Source organism: Desulfospira joergensenii DSM 10085, from assembly GCF_000420085.1.
Taxonomy (GTDB): Bacteria; Desulfobacterota; Desulfobacteria; order Desulfobacterales; family Desulfobacteraceae; genus Desulfospira; species Desulfospira joergensenii.
Genome location: NZ_ATUG01000002.1, coordinates 1,147,755 through 1,171,100 on the forward strand (window position 1 = coordinate 1,147,755; position 23,346 = coordinate 1,171,100).

Below are 23,346 nucleotides of genomic sequence, written 5' to 3' on the forward strand. Positions count from 1 at the left end.
TTAATAATTGAGTCAGGGACAGCATTGCTGTCCCTGACTCTTTTTTAGGCTTTGGCCTTTTGACCTTCAGCTAAATATCAGGAGTTTCCATGGATCCCAAAGACATCGCAAAAAAAACAGGAGAAACCGCCAAACTCTATTTTTCCACGGTAAAGGAAGAGGATAAGCCCTACAATCTCTGGCGCCACTTTGACAAGGATCTGGCCCGGGACATGTCCATGTACATTACCGGCCAGATGTATGCCCGGGAAAAGATCCCCCACACCACCCGGCAGCTCATCACCGTGGCCGCCCTCACGGTTCTGTCCAAACCCGAGGAACTCAAGCTCCACATCCACGCGGCCCTGAACGTGGGCTGCAAAACCGAGGAAATCGCGGAAGTCATCTTCCAGACTTCCATATACGGAGGGGTACCCGCGGCCAATACCGCCCTTGCCGCCCTGAAAGAGGTGGTGGAGGAAAGGGAATAACCTGTAAAATTCATTTGTTAAAACCGTGATATCTGGTATAACAGATGGCCAGAAGGCTTTCTGGAAAATCATGGACAAGCCGTCGCATCATCCTGTTCCGTTGACAATCCAAACCCGTTTTATCGATCAAATGGAATCAATTCCGTTTAGGGGAGGAAAACAGCATGAGAAAAATCACGGTACTCTTCATCGTTCTTGCCTGGTCCCATTGTCTCTGGGCGGCTGAGACCTTTGTCCTCAACAGGGGAATTGCCCTCTATGTCCCCAAAACCGAGCATATCAGGGCTTTTATCGAGCCGGGAACCCTCCTGAAAAAATTAGAGGTTCCCTATGAAGACCGATATAGGGGAAGGGCCAGGGTGATCACCCCCGGAGGACTTCTCGGGGAAATTATCAAGGGCAGTTATGATGAGAGTTCCAAGGTCACATCCACCATCGCCTATCTGAAACATCCTTTTTTGATCGAAGAGAAACGGTTCAATTCCGGAGACATTTTTAAAGTGTCGGTCATTGAACATTTCCAGGGCACAAGATACAAGCTCTTCTATCCGGTTCCCTTTTACCGTTTTGAAAAGAACGATTACGGGGTTAAGGAGGCGGATCCCGTGACCTTCAAGGAACAGGAATTTTTTTCCAATTTCAATCTTTATGACCCGGAAGCTCCCCCCATAAGATTCCCCTATTGGGCGGAAAAGGATAAGCAGAATATCGAGTGGGGATGCGGAAATGACCGGACCGAAACCTCAACCATCAAAATCGGTGCCGGAGGCAAAGTCAGCGGCGGGGGCGGATTTTTTAAATTTTTTGAGGCAGAGGTCCATGCGGAAAATGAAAACGAAAAAACCATCACCTATACAAAAGAATTAAAAGACAGCGAAAATACCCATAAAATGTCTTTCTGGGCCTTATATGAAGGATATGAATCAGAGACGCCCCTTCTCGAGATCGCCCTGGAAAAGATCTCTTCCTGTGATGAGAGCAAGAAATTCCAGTACAGCTATAAAATCCATTTCCCCAAGGATGACAACATCGATCCCATCATCATCAACAAGGTATGGGTGGATGAGCATCAGCTCACCCCGGGCGGAGCATCCCCTGTGGGACTGAAAAATCTGAGCGACTACCGGGCCTTTAAAAACGCCATCAATGACTTTAAATTCCATTACCAGCGTTCCGGATACGATATGGATGCGGTGCTCCTCCACCTGCTGATGAAGTTTACAGCCAATATATCCCTGGGCCGCGAAAGATAAGCTGTCGGCCAGGCAGCAGATCTTTTCGCTGCCATCTGCAGAAAAGTTCAAATTGAGAACTGAGGCTTGAATCAGGGACTCCGCTTCTACCGGCTCAATGATCATATAATCAATCCGGTTTACCAATATCATGGGGACCGGCAGAAATTTTTTTATTCCCCAAATACAATACTCTGTCCATCCGGTCATTCTGATGAAGCTGACAAGAGAATGTAAACCCAAGTCCACCTCTAAAAATGAAGTCCAGGCGATTGAGGGGGATGAATGGGACAAATACAGGAATCCACCCATTGGCTTTCCCCTGGGCTTTGGATAGGGTCTTCAGCAGATTCGGCAGTTCATGAAAATCTTGTAACTCAATTGATTCATTTTCACCCCAAAGGAGGCAACATGGCTGAAAAAAAACAGATTTATAAATGTGACATCTGCGGAAATATGGTTGAAGTCATTGACGGCGGTGACGGAGACCTGGTCTGCTGCGGGCAGAATATGGCCCTGTTTGAGGAAAAAACCGAAGATCAGGGTAAGGAAAAGCATGTTCCTGTGGTCGAAGCCGTGGCAGAGGGAATCAAGGTGACTGTAGGCAGCAATCCCCATCCCATGGAAGAAGATCATTTCATTCAGTGGATCGAAGCCATTGACGGCGAAGACACCTGCCGTCACTATCTGAAACCCGGACAGGATCCCCAGACCCTATTTAAAAATCTTTCCCCGGATGTCCAGGTCAGGGAGTTCTGTAATGTCCACGGGTTGTGGAAAGCCTGATTGAGGCCGGACTCATATTCCGACATCCAAAAGGGTCCTGCCCCCGGAATGTTCCGGGGGCAGGACCCTTTTTAAATTCTATATTTATTGGATTGAGTCGAGATCCCTATTTGAGTTTTGAAGCGGCTGACTTGAATCCGTTGACCAGTTCCTTGAGTGCCTTGCTGGTCCCTGCTCCCATCTCCTGCCAGGCATCTTCCGAGGCCCGGCGGATATCGCCCAGACTGCCCTGAAGATTCCGGAGCCGGCTTTCCAGGGTTTTCTTTTCCGATTCATAGGCCTGTCTTAAGTCCTCTTCCATTTCCCGGCTTTTTTCAGTCATGTGGTCCAGAATATTTTTTAGGGATTCAACGCGTTCTTCCAGTTTTCGGACATATAGATCTTTCCGGCCTTCGGGCCGGCAGGTGTCTGCCTGCCCTGCTTCAATGGATAATTTATCCATCATGTTCTGGCGCTTGACTTTTTCTTCGATTACACGGTCTGTTGTTTTCTGTGTCATCTTACCTTCCTTTCAAATAAATTGAGTGATTCGTTCATCACGGTCCATGAAAAAGACTGTGTCATCTGCCTCAAGATCTGTTAAAATCATAAAATCGGAACCGGATTTTTTCAATGGAGAGGATCTTGTATTTTCCGTGCCGCAAACCTGCAGACAAGAAGGACAGAAAAGAGATCATGGCCGGCCATTGTAAAAATGCATCCGGCTGTTGTCCGGGGTATTAATTTTTGTTACTACTTGGAAATAATGAATAAACAGAACCCCGTGAATTTCACTACCGGACCGGTCCAGACCGGTCTCAGCGCTTTGGAGATCCAATGACCCGACCCTGCTTTTCCAGCGAGAACCCGGAGGAGCCCCGGGAAAACCGGATTCTCCGCAGGGCACTTATGGAAAAAGATGCCCAGGTGGAAAGCCTGGCCGTCCGTCTGCGCCGCATGGCCAATAAGCTGAGCCGGGCCGAGAGGGATGAACGCCTGGCCCTGTCCGCCTTGCTCCACGATCATATCCAGCCCCTGGTGGTGGGTGCCAGAATGCAGTTGTGGGAACTGCAGAGAAGGAATAAAAACCCTGAAGTCGGTCAGATTTCGACCAAAATCGAAGGGATTCTTGTGGAGGCTCTGGGGGCCCTTCGTTCCCTGTCGGTGGAACTCAGTCCGGCAGCCCTGCAGAATAACGGGCTCAAAGGCGGCTTGAACTTTCTCAGAACCTATATGACGGACAAGTTTCAATTCACAGTCAACCTGACCATCTATGACGAGATTGATCCCATTGAGGAAGAGACCAGTTTCCTGCTTTATGAAGGAGTGAAAGAGTTGCTGCTCAATACGGTGAAACATGCCGGGGTCGATTCTGCCGACATCTATGTGCAGCGGACCAGCGAACACCTGATCAGTCTCGTGGTCGAAGACCAGGGAAAGGGTTTTGACACGGGTATCATCGAGCAGCCCCAGTCGGAAAATGCCACCCTCGGGTTGTTCAGCATCCAGGAGCGACTGGCTGCCATTGACGGCAGGATGATCATTGAAGCGGCTGTGGACGGGGGCACCCGGGTCACCCTGACCGCCCCTGCCGGTCCCTTTCTGTCGGAAGATGAGAATGGGGCCGAAGGACAGACGCTTCAGAAGGAGGCCGTACAGGTCCGGAAAAAGGAAAAAGGGATCGGCATCCTGATTGTGGATGACCACAGTGTCATGCGCCAGGGGCTCAGGGGGCTGCTGCAGACAGAGCCGGATTTCACGGTCCTGGGGGAAGCGGGGTCCGGTGCCAAGGGAATTGAAATGGCCCTGGAACATGATCCGGATGTCATCCTCATGGATATCAATCTCGGAGACATGAGCGGCATGGACGCCACCCGCCGAATTCTTTCCCGGCAGCCGGACATCCGCGTCATCGGGCTGTCCATGTATGAAGATGAGGGATTTGGCCAGGCCATGCGAAAGGCAGGAGCCTGCGGTTATCTGACCAAACACGCCTCTTCAGACCTGATTATCGCCTCGGTCCGCAAGGCGGCCCAAATCAACTGATTTCTTCCCGGGGCAGGGTTTTGTCTGATTTTGCATGGTTTCCCCATGCAGAACTACACAGAATCCTGTATCGTTTCTTTCCCATTTTCCTGATATTTTATTTGATCATGGCTACAGCCCTTAGGGCGGCCGTTTTTATTTGATTGCCAATGTCAATTTTTAACAGAGAAAGGAGATCACAATCAATGGAATGTGATTTTACCATAAAAGTAGGAGGGGCCGCCGGTCAGGGCATACAGACCGTGGGAACCCTTCTGGCCCGGGCCTGCCGGGATGCAGGCTATTATGTTATGGGCATCAACGATTTTGAATCCCGGGTCAGGGGCGGCCACAGCTTTTTCCAGCTGCGGTTCAGCGACCGGCCGGTCCATGCCCCCAGTCACCAGGTGAATCTGTTGATTGCCCTGAACGAAGAAAGCGTATACCTGCACCAGGATGAAATGGCAGACAGCGGTCTGATCCTCCTGGATGCGGAAAAGGATAAAGAAGGGATCTCAGCGGTTCCCTTTGTGGATATTGCCAAGGAGGCCGGAGGGAAAATCTATGCCAATACCGTGGCAGCTTCGGCTGCCCTGGCCATCCTGGGCGCCCCTTTTGAGCTGGTCTCATCCATGCTGACCCAGGTATTTTCAGATAAGGATCAGGCCGTGATCGACAGCAATATCAAGGCGGCCGAGCTGGGATTTGAAGCGGTAAAGGACAAACCATTTTCCCAGTCCCCCCTGGCCCGTTCCTCCCAGCCCAAGGGCGTGATCATGGACGGGTCCCAGGCCCTTGCCCTGGGGGCCGTGGCCGCCGACTGCCGGGTCGCCTCATTTTATCCCATGAGCCCGGCCACGGGAATCATGAAATACCTGGCCGGATGGACGGGAAATGTCCCCCTGGTGGTGGAGCAGGCAGAAGATGAAATTGCGGCCATTAATATGACCGTGGGCGCATCCTACGCAGGTGCCAGGGCCATGACGTCCACGTCCGGCGGCGGATTCTGTCTGATGACAGAAGGACTTGGGCTGGCGGCCATGACCGAAACCCCGGTGGTGATCATCAATGCCCAGCGGCCCGGTCCGTCGACCGGTCTGCCCACCCGGACCGGCCAGGGGGATCTGCTTTTTTCCATCCATGCCTCCCAGGACGATTTCCCTAGGTTTGTTTTTGCCCCGTCAGATCCGGCCGGCGCCTTTGCAATCATGAAAAAGGCATTCAATCTGTCCGAAAAATACCAGGTCCCGGCCATTGTCCTGGCCGACCAGTACCTGGCTGAATCTGTCTTCACGTTGGAATTTGCCCTAAAAGCAGACGATCGTGTGGAGCGGTTTGTGGTGACGGACCAGGACATGGACAACCCGGAAAAATATCAAAGGTTTGCCCGAACCGAATCCGGCATATCCCCCCGGGCACTTCCCTGCCAGGGGAAGGCCCTGGTCAAAGCGGCCAGTGACGAACACCGGGAGGACGGCCACATCAGCGAGGACATGGACGTAAGGGTAACCATGATGGACAAACGGGCGGCCAAGGTCCCGGCCATGATGGAAGAAATGGAAGCCCCCCGGTCCCTGTCACCCGGAGCGGATGTCCTGCTCATCGCATGGGGAGCCTCAGCCGGTGCCGTTACCGAGGCGGTCCATATCCTCCGGGACCAGGGGGTGGATGCCGGGTGTCTCCTGTTTACGGACCTGTGGCCTTTTCCCAGAGAAAAGGTCCTGGACTGCCTGGAACGATCATCCGGCCGAATCGTGGCCGTGGAGCAGAATTCCACTGCCCAGTTCAGCCGCCTTCTCCGGGCGGAAACCGGGATCCAGTCCCATGGCTCGGTGCTGAGGTACGACGGCAGGCCCTTGATTCCCAAAGAAATCGCAGATGCAGTCCAGCAGATGGAGGAAAACGGATATGACAGCTAAAAAGATATTTGACAATGATTATGCCAATCAATGGTGCCCGGGATGCGGAAATTTCGGCATCCTGAACGCCATGAAGACCGCTCTGGCCGATCAGGACCTGTCACCGGAAGAGATTCTGATCATCTCCGGTATCGGCCAGGCAGCCAAGACCCCCCATTTTCTCAAGTGCAATATGCTTCACAGCCTGCACGGCCGGGCACTGCCCATTGCCCTGGGAGCGAAAATGGCCAACCATGACTTGAAAATTCTGGTCAACACCGGGGACGGCGATTGTTACGGGGAAGGGGGAAACCACTTTATCCATGCGGTGAGGCGCAATCCGGATCTGACCGTACTGGTTCACAACAACCAGGTATACGGACTGACCAAGGGACAGGCCTCTCCCACCTCCATGGATGGGATGGAAACTCCTCTCCAGCCCCAGGGGGTGATCTCCTCCCCCCTCAACGGGCCGGCCCTGGCTTTGACCATGGGGGCCGGCTTTGTGGCCAGGGGATTTTCAGGGGAACCGGATCATCTGGCAGAACTGATTTCAGCGGCCATGGAGTACAAAGGATTCAGCGTGATCGATATTCTCCAGCCCTGTGTCTCCTTTAACAAACTCAATACCGCAGCCTGGTACAAGGAGCGGATCAAAAAAGAGAACAATCCAGATCCCCGGGACTTTGACCGGGCCATGAAGCTGGCAATGACCTTTGGAGATACCATTCCCTTAGGAATTTACTTGAATCAGCCCAAACCGGAGTTTACCTCCCGCATCCAGACTCTGCAACAGGGACCTCTGGCCCTGCGGCCCTACGATCCTTCGCCGGTGCAAAAACTTTTGGCAGACCAGCAGGCGGTTTGATACCTAATGGATCCTGAGTCCGGTTTAAGGCTGGCATAAAAAAGCGCCGGTGCCGCCCCAATGGAGGGGCGGCACCGGCGCTTTTCTGATTCGATGATTGGAGATTAGATAAAGGGATTGGCAATCTGCTGCTGAATCCGCTTGTTGATATTGTGTTCAACCGGTCTGCCGTAAAAATCATAGAGGCGGGTCTCGTATTCTTTATTCACAGGTTTTTCCGGATCAAATTCAGGACTGTTCTTAATTTCATCCTTTGTCAGGTCCATGGTCAGGCTCTGCTCGTCCCAATCCACGTCCTTTGCCCAGTCCAGGGAAAGCAGCACTCTCCTGCCGGGCAGCCAGTTTCCCGTATCCACTACGACATGGCGAAGTGCCCAGGTCTCATCGTCCACGATAAAGTCGTCCACGTGGCCGATGCTCCCGTCCGCCGCATGGATCCGGTACCCTTTCACCTCATCAAAAGAGCGCAGATGATTGGATTCTTCCGGATCTTCTGTTTCCTCCGGCTTTGTTTTGGCTTTCTTTTCAGCCACCTGGGAAGCGATCTGCTCCAGGGCTGCCGGGGAGGCGGCCGGCCCCCACAGGGATTCTCCTGCCCAGTAGCCCGGATATCCGTAATAGAGAGCCATTTTCTTTTCATACTCCCGGGACACAGGCTCATCCGCTGAAGAGACCGGACAGTTTTCAACGGTTTTTTTAGGCACCTTCAAAAAAATCTTCCTGGATTCCCAATCCGGTTTGAGGATCATCATAGGGGAAATCAATACCTGTTTCCCGCTCATCCATGTACCGGTGTCGGCCAACAGATGGCGGATGGTCCACCATCGGTCGTCAAAGAGCAGGTCCCGGCATTTTCCCAGTTCGTCATCCGTGGCGTTCAGTCTGTATCCGATCATTTGATTTACACTTCTTAGCATGGTTACTCCTTTCCTTACTAGATGATTCTGTCAGACACGGCCCTGTTGTGAAATGGTCCTGTCTCTTACCTGTTAATTACACCTCAAATGCCGCACCTTGCCAATATGGGATTCCCCCCAAATCGAAAGAAAGAAGGGTGTATCCTTTTTATGGTGAATTGAATAAAAAAACAGGGTGTGCTATTTCATTTACCAGGTCTATTCCCATGAACCAAAACCACCTGGTCCGGGCCGTTACCCGTAGCCAGTCAGGAGGGAAGTGAATGGAGAAAAAAAGAGTGGTGGTGGTGGATGACAATACCCTGCTTCGGGAAGGTCTCTGCCTGATGATTAATGCCGATGAAAGCCTGAAAGTGGTGGGAGAAGCCCATGACGGCCTGTCAGCAGTGGAGACCATCCTGGCCCTGGAGCCCGGACCGGATCTGGTACTCATGGATCTGTCCATGCCGAAAATGGACGGTCTGTCCGCCATCCGGGAAATCCGGCGGCATCTGCCCGACATCCGGATTCTCACCCTGACCATCCACGACGCTGACCACTTTGTCCTGGACTGTTTTGAAGAGGGGGTCTCGGGATACTGCCTCAAGGACGCCACCCAGGAAGAGCTTTTAACGGCGGTAAATGTGGTGCTGTCCGGTAAAACTTATATCAGCCCGGGAATCGCGGATAAGGTCATGGAAGGCTATCTGGAGGGGCGCAAAACCCTTAAGAAAAAGTCGGCATGGGACAATGTCACCCCCCGGGAACGGGAAGTCCTCAAGCTGGTGGCCGAAGGCTATACCAGCAAGGAAATTGCCCAGATGCTGTGCATCAGCCCGAAAACCGTTGAACGCCACCGGTCCAATATCATGGGGAAGCTGGACCTTCACAACGTCTCCGAGCTGACTTCCTTTGCCATTGACCAGGGTCTGGCAGCACCCTAGAAGTCTTGCCGGATAAGAACGGCAAGTCCTTGCTCCTTTTTTGCCTGGAGTCTCCGGACAGCTTTTCCTTTGCGTATGGGCAGCACTCCTTTCTGCCCTGCAGTTCCTTTTCCTGAACACTTTCCTCTCCGGAGGATCTCACCGGATCAGGGATTGAAAAATTCCGAACCCGTCTTTTTTCCGAACCAATCCGATCCTTGTCTGCACCACTGACCAGAAAACCCATGAAAAAGAAAACCAAAATTTTACATGTTTTCTTGGGCTGAAATACAGGTAAGGCCTCATTTATTATCCATGGCAGATGTGATCAGGTAAATGATACGGAAAATTTGAGCCGGTCCGAGATCAGACCCGCTGACCGGGTTTCCCGGTCATTAAAAATGAATCACAGGCGTTGCCGGTAAAACCGGAGGCGCATACATGAGGAGGTTTTATGGATAATAGGAAGAAATATGAAAACAAATTGAAAGATTGGCTCAATAAATGGGAAAAAAAGATTGCAGAGCTGTCTAACCAAGCGGATCAGCAGGACCTGTCCCGATCCAAACTGGATGAAATAAAAATCTTGCACCAGGGTCTTAACACCAAATTTAATGAACTCCGGCAGAGTGAAAACAAAGAAGAATGGATTGATATGAAAAGCCGGGTTGAGGAACTGGTTGGCCATATAGACGAATCCTTCAGGCAGAGCCTGGCCTATTTCCATTAACCGAAAAAAATGAGTCTGGGAATCATGTTTTACCGCCAGATGAAAAAAAAAACAGACGAAAAAGAGGCCGGCCCAAATGCCTACCCCTGGTCCCGTCAGCACCTGACAGAGACGCTTCAAGATCTTTTGACTTACAGCCTGATCGGGCTGAGCCAGCTGGTAAGGGCAGGGCAGAAAAAAGGTCTCCCTGCATCTGCCGGTGTGTTTACGGCAAGGGCCGCGACCGCGACAAGCAGTGAATGGCTCATTGATCCCTATCAGATCATTGAGTTGATCCAGCAGGCCGTGGTCATCCGGGACCGGCTCAGGGAACAGGTTCATTCCATGGCCGGCGAGGTGAGACTTCCTAAAGGGCCGGCAGATTTTGAACCGGCCACCACCATTCCCGGTCTTCTTTCCCAGGCAGACCAGATTCTGCCCCATTCCCTACCTTCCCAAAGCCGGGACACCAATTCCCTCGGGTATCTCCTGCTCTCCGGTATCCGTGGACTGGCCGCCTATGCAGCCCATGCCCATCTTCTGGGAGTGGAGAATGAATCGGTCTTTACCTCCCTTCAGAACGGACTGGCCGCCATTCACCGGAATGATCCGGACCCTGACGACTGGACTGCCCGGGCAGAAGCCTGCGGCTGTTCAGCAGCCAAAATCATGGGGCTCCTGGATCAAGCCTGCATCCGGCACTATGGCCAGCCTTTTAGCGTCAGGGTCCCCCTGGGAGCCCGAAAGGGAAGGGCAATTCTGGTGGCAGGCCATAATTTCCGGGACCTGGAAGCCCTTCTCCGTCAGGCAAAGGGACGAGGCGTCCACATATATACCTACGGAGAGATGCTGGAGGCCCACCAGTATCCCAGGTTCAGACAGTTCAGAGAACTGGCCGGGCACTATGAACCCGGAGAATCCAGCCCCATGGAGGATTTTTTCCGGTTTCCCGGGGCCGTGCTTCTAACGGGCGGAGGCCCTGTACCCAACATAACCGGAAAAATCTCCAACCTGTTTACCTCCGGCCCCCTGGCCCGGCCCGGAGTCTTTCATATTATGAACCGGAAATTCAGCCGGGTGATCGACCATGCCCTGGCCATGGAGGGATTTTTAAAAGAGGAGGACCAAGGCAAAGCTGAGGTGGGAAATGATTTAAAACCCTTCACTGCCCAGGCAGACCATATTTCCAGTAAAATGAAAAAGGGAGATATACGCAGAATTTTCCTGGTGGCGGAATGCAGCCGGACAAACCCATGGCAGACAGATGGTAAATGGCTGCCCCGGATACCCGAAGATGCCATGGCCGTTTTTATCACCTGCAGGGATATTGGAGTTTCTTTTCATGATTCCGATCTTTTTCCAGACACGTCCCTGACAAAAATGATCGGACAATGCCGGGACCCGAGACAGGTTGTCCGGGTGATCCGTACCCTTTCCGATCTCCTCGGCGCACCTGCCTCCTCCCTTCCCGTCAGTCTCTTCTTTTCCTGGCCCGGGCAAAAATCCATGGGTGTGGTCATGGCCCTCTTTTCCCTGGGCCTGAAAGAGATCTGCCTGGGTCCTGCCCTGCCCGAAGGAATCACTCCAGGGATATTGGAGATGCTCGGAAACCGGTATGGTATCCTGGCAGCAGACCGGGAACGATGAAAATCCGATTCCCGTCAAAACAAAAGGACAGTGTTGACTTGGCCCGGCTGCCCTGGAAGAAAGCATTATGATTCCCATTATCACTTTGCTCATTGTTCTGTTTTTCTCCCTGCTGTTGACCCGTATCGCCACCGTTGCCCTCATCTTCCGTCTCTGGAACACCAATGTCATTGCTCTGGTCTTTTTCGAAATTATCGTGCTTGTGGCCATGGTGGGCCGCCCCCTGCTGCTTCGTTGGGGGAAAAAATAAACTTGTGGGACAGTCAAGTCATGTCCGGATCCAATTTGACAGGATAATTCCATTGTGATATCAGCGAATTTCTCATGGTAAAGGTCAGGAGAACGGAGCATACTTGATAAATTGAAAAGAGGTTCCGGCCATTGAGCCCAGGGCAGAAATAGAAAAAATAGAAAGATAAGATCTAAATGATGAAACAGCATATCTATCCCTTTTCCGCAATCATCGGCCAGGAAAGGATGAAAACGGCGCTGCTGCTGAATGCCGTGGATCCGGGCATCGGCGGCGTATTGATTGCCGGAGATAAAGGTACGGGAAAATCCACGGCCGTAAGGGCCCTGGCCCGGATTTTGCCGGAAATCAAAGCGGTCCGGGATTGTCCGTATCACTGCTCACCCGATGATCCTGCAAGCTTGTGCAAAACCTGTTTGGAAAGAATCTCCAAGGGGGAAAATCTGGAAACCGACGAGTACACAATGCCGGTGGTTGAACTGCCTTTGAGCGCCACGGAAGACCGTGTCGTGGGAACCCTGCATGTGGAGCATACCCTGAAAACAGGAGAGCGGAGGTTTGAGCCGGGATTGCTTGCCGCAGCCAACCGGGGGATTCTGTATGTCGATGAAGTCAACCTTCTGGATGATCACCTGGTCGATATTTTACTCGATTCCGCCGCATCCGGCATCAATATAGTGGAAAGGGAGGGAATATCCCACAGCCATCCGGCAAAATTCATCCTGGTGGGAACCATGAATCCTGAAGAGGGGGATTTGCGGCCCCAGTTACTGGACCGGTTCGGCCTGAGCCTCACGGTCAGGGGGCTGGAGGATGTGGGGCTGCGCCGGCAGGTCGTGCAAAACCGGATCTCTTTTGACCGGGATCCAAAATTATTTTCGGAAAAATTTTCTGGATCGGAAAAGGTTCTCTCTGGTTTGATCCTTCAGTCCAAGGGCTCTTTTGATGGGATCCAAGTGCCGGATGAAATGCTTGACCTGGCTGTCCGCCTTTCCATGGAAGTGGCGGCCCACGGCCACAGGGCCGATGTGGCGATGATAAAAACAGCAAAGGCGCTGGCTTCCATGCTTGAAAAACAGGTGGTGGAAAAAGAGCATATCATTGAAGCCGCCCGATTTGTCCTGCCCCATCGCATGACCGATCTTCATCTGGCCACCCCGGAAATGCTCCGGGAAAAACTCGAGGAGGTCCTTTCTAAAGTCATGGACGGCAAAACCGCCGAGACCCCTTCCTTTGCCACGGAGGATTCAGATGACTGGGACGATATCTCCATGCAGACCCCGGGTGCAACTGCCGCGTCCAACGTGGACATGCTCTTTTCCTTTTTTGAGGAGAAAAAAAAACTGTTTTTGAAGCCGATGAGTTAATCTGCGTCCAGGATATCGAGATGGAATCCATTGATATCCATTGTGATTCCCTAGGAAAACAGACAAAAGGCCTGATGGCCGCAAAATCGGGCAGGTACGTCAAAAGCGCTCCGGTCAAAGCCCAAGAAAGAGGCTTTCATCTTGCCTTTGACGCAACCTTGCGGGCGGCTCTTATCCGAAACGCCCAGGACGGAATAACCGGCAATACCCCCATAGAATCTCCTGACCTTCGCAAAAAAGTATTTAAACGCCCGGGACGAACTTTAATTGTTTTTCTGGTCGATTCCTCCGATTCCATGGGGGAGGGGACCTTTGTCCGGATGAGGGCGGCCAAGGGCGCAGCCCTTGCCCTGATCGCAAAGGCAGGCAAAAAACGGCACCGGGTGGGCATGGTTGCGTTCAGGGAAAAATCCGCCCAGGTAATTCTAAGGCCGACATCGAGCCTCGCTCTGGCCAGGGAACGTCTGAAAGCCCTGCCAACAGGCGGTGCCACTCCCTTTGCCGACGGATTGATGAAAGCCTGGCAGATGGTGAAAAACGAGCGGTTGAAAGACCCGGGAATCCAGCCATTGCTCGTGGTGATTTCCGACGGAGAGGCAAATGTCCCCCATGACTCCAGCCGCGGACTTTTGGAAGTGATGGATGAGCTTTTTCTGATTGCTGGGCGCATCGGCCGGGACAAGATCCATTCCATTGTCGTTGACACCAAGCCGCCCATGGAAAAATCCAGGGACATGCTTTTACTTTCAGAGGCTTTGGGAGGAGCATACCATCATATCAGCCGTTCCCATGCAAAATCTGTTGTCGAAGCGGTTAAAATGGGACCGGGTCACAACCACAGGACCTAAATGATCCTGGTCGGAAAAATCAGAGGTCATCAGAGGTCAGTTGAGTTGTTTTTCCATTGGGCTGCACGAAACAGGTGTTCAATTTACAATCAACAGCCAGATCTGCCGTTTTAACAGGCCTGTTTTCAGCAATCTGCCAGGACATTCCCCCAATGGCCCGCTCCAAAACTAGTTCCAGCTTACTCTTTCGAAACGCTCGTCCCCTTGAAATCGATCTATCATTGTGGTGCTCTGTTCGTTCCCACGGGTCTGAAGGGCAAGTGTCACTTTCCAGGTTTTTGTCCTCGGCTCATGAACGAGGCTGCGGTTTTTAATTTGCATCCCCTCCTGGGCAAGCTGATCAGATATTTCACCAAGAAGGCCAAGATCACCGGTCCATTCCAACTGCAATGAAAAATAGCAGTCGCCCTTAATCGGGAGCAGATGAAGAAGGTACAGGGACAAAAGGACCAGCAGAGTAAGAACAACGGAAATAACATATTCACCAAGTCCAACCGTCACCCCGATCGCGGAAACAACCCAGATAGAGGCGGCAGTTGTCAGCCCCCGAACGAAATTTTTGCTTTTAACGATTGTCCCGGCACCGAGAAAACCAATTCCGGTAATCACGCCCGCAGCAGCACGGGCCGGATCCATTCGAATTGCGGATTCAGCACCCACGTTAAATTCCAATGAAAGTTTTTGAAAAGCGACGATGATTGCTGCGGAGCCAATACAAACCAGGATATTTGTCCGCAAGCCGGCTTCCCGTCCTCTGGTTTGACGCTCCAGGCCCACAAGGCCCCCCAGCACCATTGCCATCAATAGTCTTACTACGAAAACTCCATCATTGCTTACTGCGTCTTGGATCAATGCCAAAAAAAAACCTCCAGATTTAATAAGAGTATAGTCTAAAAATTGGTATTATACCGGATATTATGAAAACCGCTATGGATATCGTCCCCTGAATTATGCCTGAAATTCACAGTTTTTTAGACAGTTCTGCGATGTGCTCGGGGCCGATCCCACAGCAGCCTCCAATCAAAGTCGCTCCTTCTTGAATCCATTGGCGGGTCCAGTCCAGATAGGATGATGGGGTCAGATCGGTACGTAATTCATTCAGCCCCTCGTTTGCGGTTGCATCTTTGGGTTGGGGCGGAAAAGCATTGGCATAGGCGCCGATTTCGATGTTTTTGGCATCCAGGGATGCCAATAGATCCCGGGTTGTCTTAAGGGAGGGGCCGATGACCTCCGGCTGGCAGCAATTAAATAAAATAGCATCAACCTTGGCATCGACCATTGCTTCGACCGCATCGACAACAGATTCACCGGAACGTAATATGGGTTCATTGTGCAATCGTGAATCTTCCAGGGTGAAAGAAACCCAGAACGGTCTGTTTTCCATGTCCAGGCTCTCAATCAATGACTTGATCCGGAGGGGTTCATCAATTAGACTCTGGGTTTCACAGAGCCATAGGTCTGCATGCGGGTTGAGGCCTTCAATCAAAGGGCGTGCTATTTCAATGACTCGATCCGGTTGAAACAGATCGGCGCGATAGGACCCGAACAAGGGGGGAATGGAACCGGCAACACGGATGCCGGGCCGGGTTTCACTGACGGCTGCACGCGCCGTTTTTCCCGCAGATCTTGCCAGATTCCTTCCCTGATCTTTAAACCTTTTTTCGCCTAGATGAAAAGGGACCAGGGCGTAACTATTGGTGGTTATCACCGAGGCGCCGCTGGCAATAAATGCCTTATGGACCTCCTTGACGATCTCGGGGGCGGCCATCATTGCCTGTGCAGACCACTCCGGCTGTTTGAACGGGGCACCCCGTTTTTTCAGTTCCCTTCCCATCCCACCGTCCAGAAGGGTAATTTCTCCTGTCGTCATTGTTGACTCCTTCTGCCCTGCCGAACCAAAGATCCGGCAGAGCATGGATTCCATATCACCGGATAAAATTGGTCATGATTTTGGCAGCCGGCTCAGGGGCTGGAAACGCCTCTTTCCCGTGGCCGATAACCTTCATGATCCAGGCCATGTTTCTGCCCAGAATCTCCATGATCTGTTTCCCTTCCCCGTCCTGTTCCATTTCTCCGGGATGAAGGCCATAGGCCACATTCCAGTAGTTTGAAGAGGGCATGATCATCTCTGAGTAGCTGATGTAATGGTTCAGGGTATCCACCGTGGAGATTCCTCCGGACCGCCTGACCGCAGCGACGGCAGCGCCGACTTTGTGGCGGTACAGGCCTCCGTTCACCGTGGCCACGAAAAAGGCACGGTCAAGAAAGGATTTCATTGTACCGGCCACGCCTGAAAAGTGGACCGGAGATCCGAGCAGAATCCCGTCGGCCTGTTTCATCTTCCGGATCCATTCATTCACGGGATCATCTTCAAAGGAACAGGCTTGATTCTGATTTTTGACACAGCCGTGACAGGCAATGCATCCCCGGATCTTTTCTTTGCCGACATGGATCATCTCCGTCTCAATCCCTGCTTTTTCCAGTTCGGCGAAAACCGTGTTTAAAGAACAGGCGGTATTTCCATTTTTCCTGGCACTGCCGTTGAATCCGACAACTTTCATTTTTAAGCTCCTTTTTTTATGAGTTGTATCATGGGCAACCGGTCTTGGATAAAAAATATTCTTTCTAAGATAATCAATCCTTTCCGGAAAACAAGTTCAGGCTCTTTCCCCGAGAATGGTGTTCCAGATTCCGTCCGGGCAGCGCCGTTCCACGATACGGACCGGCATTGGATCAAGATCCGCCAGGATTTTTTTGGCCTCGGAGTTTAAGAGTCCGGACAGGATAAAGTATCTTTTTTCAAGAAATCCCGGAGTCTGGATCAGGATTTTCATGATATCATAGTGGATATTGGCCACCAGAAGATCCGACTCAAGATCCATGACCTGTTCCCCCCGGGCCTGGAAGGCAAGGATCCGGTCCTGGAAGCGGTTGAGCCGGATATTGGCAAGGCAGGTCTTCACGGCCAAAAGGTTGAAGTCGCAGGCCAGGACTCTGGGGCTGCCAAGGGCGGCCGCTCCCAGGGAGAGCAGGCCGGTTCCCGTGCCGATATCGAGCATGGAGGAGATTTTTTTTCGGGTGAACAGCCGGTGGATGAGATCCAGGCAGTCTTCGGTGGTCTGGTGGCGGCCCGTTCCAAAGACCACACCGGGATCCAGGAGAATCTCCCGGATTCTCTCTTCGGCCGGAAGCTCCGGCCGGTTCCAGGGCGGGGCAATGCAGAGGCTCTCCACGAAATAGGGCTCAATGGGGCCGCCGTGCCATTCTTCACAGGACATCTCATAGGTTTCCGCCAGAGCCATGCCCGGATTTCGGGCCTGAATCCGGTGGATAGAGGCATCCGCCCGGTCTTTGAAAAATAGAAAAGAAGTCTCTTCCTCCACCCACATGCCCAGGAAAAGGGGATCCCTTTCAATTTCCCGGTCCAGGGCCGGTATCCCTTCAAAATTGTATATGACCAGGCGTTGATAGGGATTTTCCAAAGTCTGGGCCGGTTCCGGTACAGGGGACGTTTCCATTGACTGCGCTCCCGGGGTTTTTAAATAAAGTTTGACATTCATACGAATGTGCAAAATAATCTTTTCCCAGGATAAATTCAAGCGGTCCGGATGATTGAACCAAACAAGGGTGTTGAAGAAATATGAAATTCAGAAAAGTTCAAATCGATTTTACATCATTGGATCTTTTCCTGGCGGAAGAGCTGATCTGCAATATCTTTTTTTCCTTCAACCTCAAGGGGGTTGTCTGCCAGGTCCCCCTGGAGGAACCCGACGAGGGATTCGGCACCCATACCCTGCCGGAGCCGGAGCAAAACTCCATTACCGGGTATCTGCCTGACATGGACTCTTCAGATATTATCCTTGGAAAAATCAAAGAGCAGGCAGAAAAATTGTCCTGCCTTGATATTCAGACCCGGATCCAAGTGGAAATTGTGGATGAAAAAGAGTGGGCCGACGCCTGGAAGCAGTACTTCAACGTCACCCGCATCAGCAAGCGGATTGTGATCCGGCCGGACTGGAAACCCTATGACCCTGAACCCGGTGAAATCGTCATCCACCTGGATCCGGGCATGGCCTTTGGCACGGGCACCCATCCCACCACAGCCATGTGTCTTCGGCAGATTGAGAGGTTCATCCGGCCGGGGAACAGCTTCCTGGATGTGGGCACCGGGTCGGGCATTTTGATGATCGCCGCTGCCGGGCTCGGGGCGGAAAAGATGACGGGGATCGACACCGACGAGACTGCCGTCCGGATCTGCGGAGAAAATCTTAAAAAAAACAATATCCGGCCGGATCTGTACGGACTCAAATGCTGCACCCTGGACCGGCTGGACACTGTTCCCTTTGATCTCATCGGGGCCAATATCATTGCCCAGGTCCTGGTGGATATCATGGGAGACCTTAAAAGATGCATGCACCACAAAACCCGGCTTATCCTGTCCGGCATTATCCGGGAGAGACTGCCCGATGTCCTTGACGCCCTTGAAAAACACGGGCTGGAGACGATCCATGAGGACCGCATGGACGAATGGGTTACCCTGACGGCTGCCTTCCCGGAACTGTCGCCTTGATCTTCTTCAGGATCTGGCACCCTGTTGGGACACTTTCCGGCGGCACTTCCCGCTTCTGATAATTTTTTACTTTCCTTGACAAAAACGCTGTTTTCCATCTACATTTCACATAATAAATCATTCTCAACCCCAAAAATGTATCGCCGTGAATTCATATGCCGGCCATACCAGGCAAGCCTTGCTCGGAAACCATGCTTGACAGCGGTACGAATCGTTCCGTTTTGAAAGGGTCTCCCGGCCCCGGATCCACCCTCCGACCCTTGGCGGATAAGGGCCTTTAACCCGAACAGGAGGAAAAATCTTGAAATCATTTGCCTTATTTTGGAGAATCTTTTTATCTGTTGTCTCTGGATTTCTCTTCATGCCTCCCATGGCCGGAGGCGAAGCCGAGCCGGTCAAGATCGGCTTTGTCGGAGATTTCACCTCTGTATCCAAGCCTTATACTGAAAATGCATTTAAAATTGCGCAGTTCGCCCTAACAGAATTCAATGCCCGGGGAGGCCTTCTGGGCAGGCCGATCCAAATGATTCACCGGGACGGTGCCAATGATCCCGCACTCCATTACCGGCATACGGCTGACCTGGTTAACGAAGAAAATGTTGTCGCCGTTTTCGGCGGGGCATCCAGTCTCTGTGTGTTGCAGGCCTCAGCCGCATGTGAAGAACTAGAAATCCCCTACCTGGTATCCATCGGCAATGCCCAGTCCATTGTGGTTGAAAAGGGGCATTCCTATGTATTTCTTTTTGAGCCCAACTCCCGCATGGAATCCTTAGGGTTCAGCATCTTTGCATCCTTAATGCCCTGGAAGCGCTATGCCTGGCTCGGGCCGGACTATATCTGGGGAAGGGATGTCATGGGATTTTTCAAGCAGTACTTTGAAACCATCGGATCGCCCATAACATGGGCAGCCGAGGTCTGGCATCCATTGGGTGCCCGGGATTATAAAGAGGCCATCCAAAAGGTGATTGCCAGCCGGCCTGAAGCCCTGGTGGTTGCCACCTGGGGGGAGGATTTGAGGCATTTTCTCAGGCAGGCCAAGGCTGTTGATCTATTCAAAAAAACGGCGGCCTTTGGCTGGTTCTCCATTGTTGCGGATGAATCCGATCGGATTCTACCCGAAGGGATCTGGAAGATTTCCCGGGGGCCTCTGGATTATCTATCAAAAAAATATCCCGGTACCCGGGACTTGATTCAAAAATTTTTCAAGCAGTATCAGATCTATCCCCTTGATTTTTCAATCTGTTGCTACGATTCCCTGCTTGCATGGCACAAGGCCGCAGAAAAAGCCGGATCCGTCGAGCCATCCGCCGTGGCCGGGGCGCTCAAAGGCTTGTCCTTTACCGGCCTCCGGGGGGACAGTTTCATCCGGGCCGTTGACGGCCAGATGAACTGCCCCACTTTTTTCGGCCGTCTGACCTATGTTCCCGATTGTCCGCTGGCCGTCATTGAATCGGTAATCGAGATCCCGGCCGCCAAGACCTGGCTTTCCGAAAAAGAGGTTATCGCCAAGAGGGCGGAATACCGTTCCGGCAAGGAAGATCAATAATGCGGATCCCCATCGGGCAGAATAGGAACATCAATAAAAAGGTAATATCCATCGTCGTCCTGGGTGTGTGCGCCTGTCTGTTGAGTTCCCTTCTTAACCTCTATTTTTCAACAAAAAGCCGGAACAATCAGAACCTCCTCTACCGGATTCAGCAGCTGCCCGGGAAAGCGGAGAACATCCGCCTGATGAGTAAGAATTTTATCCAGACCGGGGATCTGGATCTCTGGCAAAAGATCACCCGAAACATCTCATCCCTTCAAGTCAACGTGATAGATGCCTCCCCGGCCAACAAAGTATGGAAACAAAAGCTCGGAAATATCAATAAAAGGATCACGGAATATCATTATCTCCTGAACCAGATTCATTATCCGGCCCTTTTGCTGAACCGTGAAAAAAATAAGTTTCAACGAATCGGCTTATCCTTTTCCATGGAAGTCAAAGACCGGATCATCACCCCCTATCGAAAGGAAGAGGGGGTGTCCATATACCAGGGCAAAGCATTTGATCCCTTTAAAATCCGGATCAAAGAGACGGCCTATGATCTCATGGCCCTTCACATTCAACAGCAGCTCATACTGACGGAACTCCTGCTGGACTGGGATCTTGCCGGATACCGGCAGAAAAAAGAACAGATCACCGGAGCAATGGAACAGCACAAAACCCAGCTCAACTATCTCAATATATTGATGGGAAGTGAACCGGAAATCGACCGGGTCATCAATTCCCTCAAGCAGAAACTGGCGGATCTGGTTCAATATGAGCAGGAGATTGTAAAAACCTTTACCGAGCTGGATAGAATCAACCGGAACCTGGCAGCTGCGGGAAGCAGACTGGTTGATGACTGCTCGGCTTTTTCAGCCGAGATTCTGTCGGACATATCCCGCACCGGCAGACTCAACCGGAATTTGAACTGGGCCTTGCTGGTCGTCATTTTATGCGGACTGGTTTCATTGGGCGCCCTGCTGGCCAGAGATATCATCCGGATTGTCCGGGATCTAGAGGAAAGCCGGGAAAATTACCGGAGCAGCGAAAAAATGATCAAGGCGGTTACAGACAATGTCCCCGGGGTGGTGTTCCAGTTTAAAAGCAGCAAAGACCATGACTATACTATTGAATTCGTCAGTACAAAAATAAGTGAACTCTTTGGTCTGGAGCCGGATACAGAAAGGGTCTTTCATCAATTCAGCGACCGGATTCCCCAAGAAGAAAAGGAACAGTATCTCCATTCCATACGGGAATCCATTGACCAGGTCAGTCCATGGAACTATGAGGGCCGCTTCATCAAACCCAATGGGGAAGAAATCTGGTTTTCCGGAAATTCAGCCCCCCGCAGGGAAGGAGACTCCATTGTGTCCAACGGGCTTCTGATGGATATCACCAACCGGAAGGAGATGGAATCCTCCATGCGGATTTCCCAGTTTATTTTTAATAAGGCCCCCCTCGGCATCTGGCGGATGGGGCCCATGGGAGAAGTTCTTGATGTAAATGAAAAGGGCTGCGAAACCCTTGGCTTTTCCCGGGAAGAACTGTGCCGCATGAAAGTCTTTGATTTTGCTCCCGGATACACAATGGAGCATTGGGCCGAAACTACCAAAGTGCTGAATGAAGCCGGGATTAAAACCACAGAGGCCTTTCATCAAAACAAAGATGGAAAAATCATTCCAATCCAGGTCATAGAAAACCTGATGAAGTTCGAAAACCAGGAATTCCGTGTGGCCTTTGTCCAGGATATCACGGAGCGCAAAAAGGCCGAAGAGTCCCTCAGGATCGCCCGGTTCAGCCTGGATAATGCCAATATCGCCATCCACCGGATGGCTCCGGATGCACGGATTCTGGAAACAAATCAGAAAGCGGCCCAGCTTTTGGGCTATACCAAAGAGGAAATGAAGAACCTGTCCGTCTTTGACATTGATCCTGCAGTTACCCGTGAAGAATGGGATCCGTTGTGGCATGATTTGAAGGAAAGGGGGTTCCATTTATTGGAAAGAGAGCATCTCAGGAAAGACGGTTCCCCGATCCCGGTGGAGGTATACGGGACTCTTCTGGAATACGAAGGCCAGCAGTACTCCATCGTCTTTATCCAGGACATCACGGAACGCAAACAGGCGGAAAAAGAACTGCGGCAATTGCAGAACTACCTTTCCAACATCATCAACTCCATGCCCTCGGTGCTTGTGGCGGTGAATCAGGAGGGCAGGGTCACCCAGTGGAACAACCGGACGGAGCAGACCACCGGACTGAGTTTTGAACAGGCCCTTGACCAGCCTCTGGTCAAGGTATTTCCCCGTCTGGCAGAGGAAATGGAGCGAATAAGAACTTCCATCCGGGAACGCCGGGTGATCCGTTCTCACAAAATCCCGCTTAAAACGGACCAGGAAACCCGTTTTGAGGATATCACCATCTTTCCTCTGGTCTCCAGTGGAGTGGACGGCGCCGTAATCCGGGTGGATGACGTGACGGAAAAGGTGCGCATGGAAGAGATGATGATCCAGAGTGAGAAGATGCTCACCGTGGGAGGGCTGGCCGCTGGAATGGCCCATGAAATCAACAATCCCCTGGCCGGTATGCTGCAGACCGCCTCGGTCTTGGCCAGGCGGCTGGGGACCGGTGACCACATCCCGGCCAACCAGAAAGCAGCTGAGACGGCCGGCATCCCCCTGGAAGCCGTGGAACTGTACATGAAAATCAGGGATATCCCCCGCATGCTCGACGCCATCACCGCTTCAGGCAGGCGGGTGGCGGATATCGTGGAGAATATGCTCAGCTTTGCCCGAAAAGAAGACACAAAAATAATGCCCTGTCATCTGAACGCCGTTCTCGATAAAACCATAGAACTGGCAGCTACGGATTACGATATGAAAAAGGAATACGACTTCAAGCATATCAGGATCGTTAAGGAATACGCCGGTGATATGCCGGCCATACCCTGCCGGGAAAGCAAGATTCAGCAGGTGCTGCTCAACATCCTCATCAACGGGGCCCAGGCCATGCAGGCATCCAGGATACAGGATCCCTGTTTTATCCTCAGGACCTATGCAGATATTGACAGCGGCATGGCCTGTATGGAAATCGAAGACAACGGGCCCGGCATGGATGAGACCACCCGCAAACATGTCTTTGATCCATTTTTCACCACCAAACAGCCCGGATTGGGCACCGGCCTGGGGCTGAGCGTCTCCTACTTCATCATCACCGAAAACCACAATGGTGAGATGACCGTGGAATCGAGGCCGGGCAAGGGTTCTAAATTCATGATCTGTCTTCCCATGCATCCGGAGAACCGGCAGGGGCATTGATTGTGACCGAAAACATGCCTTCCGAACCCTGTTTTT

General features: G+C 52.0%; 21 protein-coding genes. 15 read left to right on the forward strand and 6 right to left on the reverse strand.

Translation table 11 applies throughout. The features are described 5' to 3' along the window. Positions 1-89: 89 nt before the first annotated feature. The 3 genes from F608_RS0117645 (at position 90) to F608_RS0117660 (ending at position 2,488) form a co-directional block, all read left to right on the forward strand. Positions 90-470 (forward strand): carboxymuconolactone decarboxylase family protein, encoded by a 381-nt coding sequence (locus F608_RS0117645; protein ID WP_022666986.1) that lies wholly within the window; start codon positions 90-92, stop codon positions 468-470. Between the two features lie 164 nt (positions 471-634). Next, positions 635-1,723: a hypothetical protein gene (locus F608_RS0117650; RefSeq protein WP_022666987.1), complete on the forward strand. Its 1,089-nt coding sequence runs from the start codon at positions 635-637 to the stop codon at positions 1,721-1,723. Between the two features lie 390 nt (positions 1,724-2,113). After that, positions 2,114-2,488 carry a desulfoferrodoxin gene (locus F608_RS0117660; RefSeq protein WP_022666989.1) on the forward strand — a complete coding sequence of 125 codons (375 nt, stop codon included), beginning with the start codon at positions 2,114-2,116 and terminating at the stop codon, positions 2,486-2,488. Between the two features lie 106 nt (positions 2,489-2,594). Here the strand turns inward: F608_RS0117660 and F608_RS32450 are convergent, their stop codons facing one another. Next, complete coding sequence (locus tag F608_RS32450; protein WP_022666990.1) at positions 2,595-2,987, reverse strand: sll1863 family stress response protein; 393 nt, start codon at positions 2,985-2,987, stop codon at positions 2,595-2,597. Between the two features lie 317 nt (positions 2,988-3,304). Between F608_RS32450 and F608_RS35020 the strand changes: the two genes are divergently transcribed. The 3 genes from F608_RS35020 to F608_RS0117695 all read left to right on the forward strand — a co-directional run bounded on the left by F608_RS35020 (position 3,305) and on the right by F608_RS0117695 (position 7,258). After that, positions 3,305-4,513 (forward strand): ATP-binding response regulator, encoded by a 1,209-nt coding sequence (locus tag F608_RS35020; protein WP_051148596.1) that lies wholly within the window; start codon positions 3,305-3,307, stop codon positions 4,511-4,513. A 185-nt stretch (positions 4,514-4,698) separates the two neighbouring features. After that, complete coding sequence (locus F608_RS0117690) at positions 4,699-6,411, forward strand: 2-oxoacid:acceptor oxidoreductase subunit alpha (protein ID WP_022666994.1); 1,713 nt, start codon at positions 4,699-4,701, stop codon at positions 6,409-6,411. Next, positions 6,401-7,258: a 2-oxoacid:ferredoxin oxidoreductase subunit beta gene (locus F608_RS0117695; protein WP_022666995.1), complete on the forward strand. Its 858-nt coding sequence runs from the start codon at positions 6,401-6,403 to the stop codon at positions 7,256-7,258. Before F608_RS0117690 ends, F608_RS0117695 begins: the two co-directional genes overlap by 11 nt. A 104-nt stretch (positions 7,259-7,362) precedes the next feature. On the opposite strand, the gene F608_RS0117700 is transcribed toward F608_RS0117695, so the two are convergent. Beyond that, entirely contained in the window at positions 7,363-8,175 is an 813-nt protein-coding gene (locus F608_RS0117700; protein WP_022666996.1) for a PRC-barrel domain-containing protein, read from the reverse strand. A gap of 263 nt (positions 8,176-8,438) precedes the next feature. Between F608_RS0117700 and F608_RS0117705 the strand changes: the two genes are divergently transcribed. From F608_RS0117705 to F608_RS0117735, 6 genes are all read left to right on the forward strand, one after another. Continuing rightward, positions 8,439-9,098 carry a response regulator gene (locus tag F608_RS0117705; RefSeq protein ID WP_022666997.1) on the forward strand — a complete coding sequence of 220 codons (660 nt, stop codon included), beginning with the start codon at positions 8,439-8,441 and terminating at the stop codon, positions 9,096-9,098. Between the two features lie 433 nt (positions 9,099-9,531). Beyond that, entirely contained in the window at positions 9,532-9,807 is a 276-nt protein-coding gene (locus F608_RS0117715; RefSeq protein WP_022666999.1) for a hypothetical protein, read from the forward strand. Between the two features lie 9 nt (positions 9,808-9,816). Then, on the forward strand, positions 9,817-11,433 hold the full coding sequence (locus tag F608_RS0117720) for an anaerobic carbon-monoxide dehydrogenase catalytic subunit (protein WP_022667000.1): 1,617 nt from the start codon (positions 9,817-9,819) through the stop codon (positions 11,431-11,433). Positions 11,434-11,500: 67 nt separating this feature from the next. After that, positions 11,501-11,683, forward strand: coding sequence for a hypothetical protein (locus F608_RS0117725; protein WP_022667001.1), 183 nt, complete (start codon positions 11,501-11,503; stop codon positions 11,681-11,683). Between the two features lie 176 nt (positions 11,684-11,859). Further along, positions 11,860-13,050 (forward strand): magnesium chelatase ATPase subunit I, encoded by a 1,191-nt coding sequence (locus F608_RS32460; protein ID WP_208599542.1) that lies wholly within the window; start codon positions 11,860-11,862, stop codon positions 13,048-13,050. Between the two features lie 20 nt (positions 13,051-13,070). Beyond that, positions 13,071-13,898, forward strand: coding sequence for a VWA domain-containing protein (locus F608_RS0117735; protein WP_027362868.1), 828 nt, complete (start codon positions 13,071-13,073; stop codon positions 13,896-13,898). 168 nt (positions 13,899-14,066) lie between these two features. Here F608_RS0117735 and F608_RS32465 read toward each other — a convergent pair whose 3' ends face one another. The 4 genes from F608_RS32465 to F608_RS0117755 form a co-directional block, all read right to left on the reverse strand. Beyond that, positions 14,067-14,756 (reverse strand): MgtC/SapB family protein, encoded by a 690-nt coding sequence (locus F608_RS32465; protein WP_022667003.1) that lies wholly within the window; start codon positions 14,754-14,756, stop codon positions 14,067-14,069. 103 nt (positions 14,757-14,859) lie between these two features. Continuing rightward, complete coding sequence (locus tag F608_RS0117745) at positions 14,860-15,768, reverse strand: homocysteine S-methyltransferase family protein (RefSeq protein ID WP_022667004.1); 909 nt, start codon at positions 15,766-15,768, stop codon at positions 14,860-14,862. A 55-nt stretch (positions 15,769-15,823) separates the two neighbouring features. Next, positions 15,824-16,459, reverse strand: coding sequence for a flavodoxin family protein (locus F608_RS0117750; protein WP_022667005.1), 636 nt, complete (start codon positions 16,457-16,459; stop codon positions 15,824-15,826). A 96-nt stretch (positions 16,460-16,555) separates the two neighbouring features. Further along, a complete protein-coding gene (locus F608_RS0117755) occupies positions 16,556-17,416 on the reverse strand; it encodes a 50S ribosomal protein L11 methyltransferase (protein WP_022667006.1) in 861 nt (286 codons plus the stop codon). 122 nt (positions 17,417-17,538) lie between these two features. On the opposite strand from F608_RS0117755, the gene prmA reads away from it, so the two are divergent. From prmA to F608_RS35025, 3 genes are all read left to right on the forward strand, one after another. After that, positions 17,539-18,468 carry a 50S ribosomal protein L11 methyltransferase gene (gene prmA, locus F608_RS0117760; RefSeq protein WP_022667007.1) on the forward strand — a complete coding sequence of 310 codons (930 nt, stop codon included), beginning with the start codon at positions 17,539-17,541 and terminating at the stop codon, positions 18,466-18,468. A gap of 301 nt (positions 18,469-18,769) precedes the next feature. Continuing rightward, positions 18,770-20,014 (forward strand): ABC transporter substrate-binding protein, encoded by a 1,245-nt coding sequence (locus F608_RS0117765; RefSeq protein WP_022667008.1) that lies wholly within the window; start codon positions 18,770-18,772, stop codon positions 20,012-20,014. After that, positions 20,014-23,310 carry a PAS domain S-box protein gene (locus F608_RS35025; protein WP_022667009.1) on the forward strand — a complete coding sequence of 1,099 codons (3,297 nt, stop codon included), beginning with the start codon at positions 20,014-20,016 and terminating at the stop codon, positions 23,308-23,310. Before F608_RS0117765 ends, F608_RS35025 begins: the two co-directional genes overlap by 1 nt. Positions 23,311-23,346 lie beyond the last annotated feature (36 nt).

Bases quoted from the DNA above. Each gene is read 5' to 3' on its own strand.
- F608_RS0117645 (WP_022666986.1), top strand. From the start codon at position 90: ATGGATCCCAAAGACATCGCAAAAAAAACAGGAGAAACCGCCAAACTC.
- F608_RS0117650 (WP_022666987.1), top strand. From the start codon at position 635: ATGAGAAAAATCACGGTACTCTTCATCGTTCTTGCCTGGTCCCATTGT.
- F608_RS0117660 (WP_022666989.1), top strand. From the start codon at position 2,114: ATGGCTGAAAAAAAACAGATTTATAAATGTGACATCTGCGGAAATATG.
- F608_RS32450 (WP_022666990.1), bottom strand. From the start codon at position 2,987: ATGACACAGAAAACAACAGACCGTGTAATCGAAGAAAAAGTCAAGCGC.
- F608_RS35020 (WP_051148596.1), top strand. From the start codon at position 3,305: ATGACCCGACCCTGCTTTTCCAGCGAGAACCCGGAGGAGCCCCGGGAA.
- F608_RS0117690 (WP_022666994.1), top strand. From the start codon at position 4,699: ATGGAATGTGATTTTACCATAAAAGTAGGAGGGGCCGCCGGTCAGGGC.
- F608_RS0117695 (WP_022666995.1), top strand. From the start codon at position 6,401: ATGACAGCTAAAAAGATATTTGACAATGATTATGCCAATCAATGGTGC.
- F608_RS0117700 (WP_022666996.1), bottom strand. From the start codon at position 8,175: ATGCTAAGAAGTGTAAATCAAATGATCGGATACAGACTGAACGCCACG.
- F608_RS0117705 (WP_022666997.1), top strand. From the start codon at position 8,439: ATGGAGAAAAAAAGAGTGGTGGTGGTGGATGACAATACCCTGCTTCGG.
- F608_RS0117715 (WP_022666999.1), top strand. From the start codon at position 9,532: ATGGATAATAGGAAGAAATATGAAAACAAATTGAAAGATTGGCTCAAT.
- F608_RS0117720 (WP_022667000.1), top strand. From the start codon at position 9,817: ATGAGTCTGGGAATCATGTTTTACCGCCAGATGAAAAAAAAAACAGAC.
- F608_RS0117725 (WP_022667001.1), top strand. From the start codon at position 11,501: ATGATTCCCATTATCACTTTGCTCATTGTTCTGTTTTTCTCCCTGCTG.
- F608_RS32460 (WP_208599542.1), top strand. From the start codon at position 11,860: ATGATGAAACAGCATATCTATCCCTTTTCCGCAATCATCGGCCAGGAA.
- F608_RS0117735 (WP_027362868.1), top strand. From the start codon at position 13,071: ATGGAATCCATTGATATCCATTGTGATTCCCTAGGAAAACAGACAAAA.
- F608_RS0117745 (WP_022667004.1), bottom strand. From the start codon at position 15,768: ATGACGACAGGAGAAATTACCCTTCTGGACGGTGGGATGGGAAGGGAA.
- F608_RS0117750 (WP_022667005.1), bottom strand. From the start codon at position 16,459: ATGAAAGTTGTCGGATTCAACGGCAGTGCCAGGAAAAATGGAAATACC.
- F608_RS0117755 (WP_022667006.1), bottom strand. From the start codon at position 17,416: ATGGAAACGTCCCCTGTACCGGAACCGGCCCAGACTTTGGAAAATCCC.
- prmA (WP_022667007.1), top strand. From the start codon at position 17,539: ATGAAATTCAGAAAAGTTCAAATCGATTTTACATCATTGGATCTTTTC.
- F608_RS35025 (WP_022667009.1), top strand. From the start codon at position 20,014: ATGCGGATCCCCATCGGGCAGAATAGGAACATCAATAAAAAGGTAATA.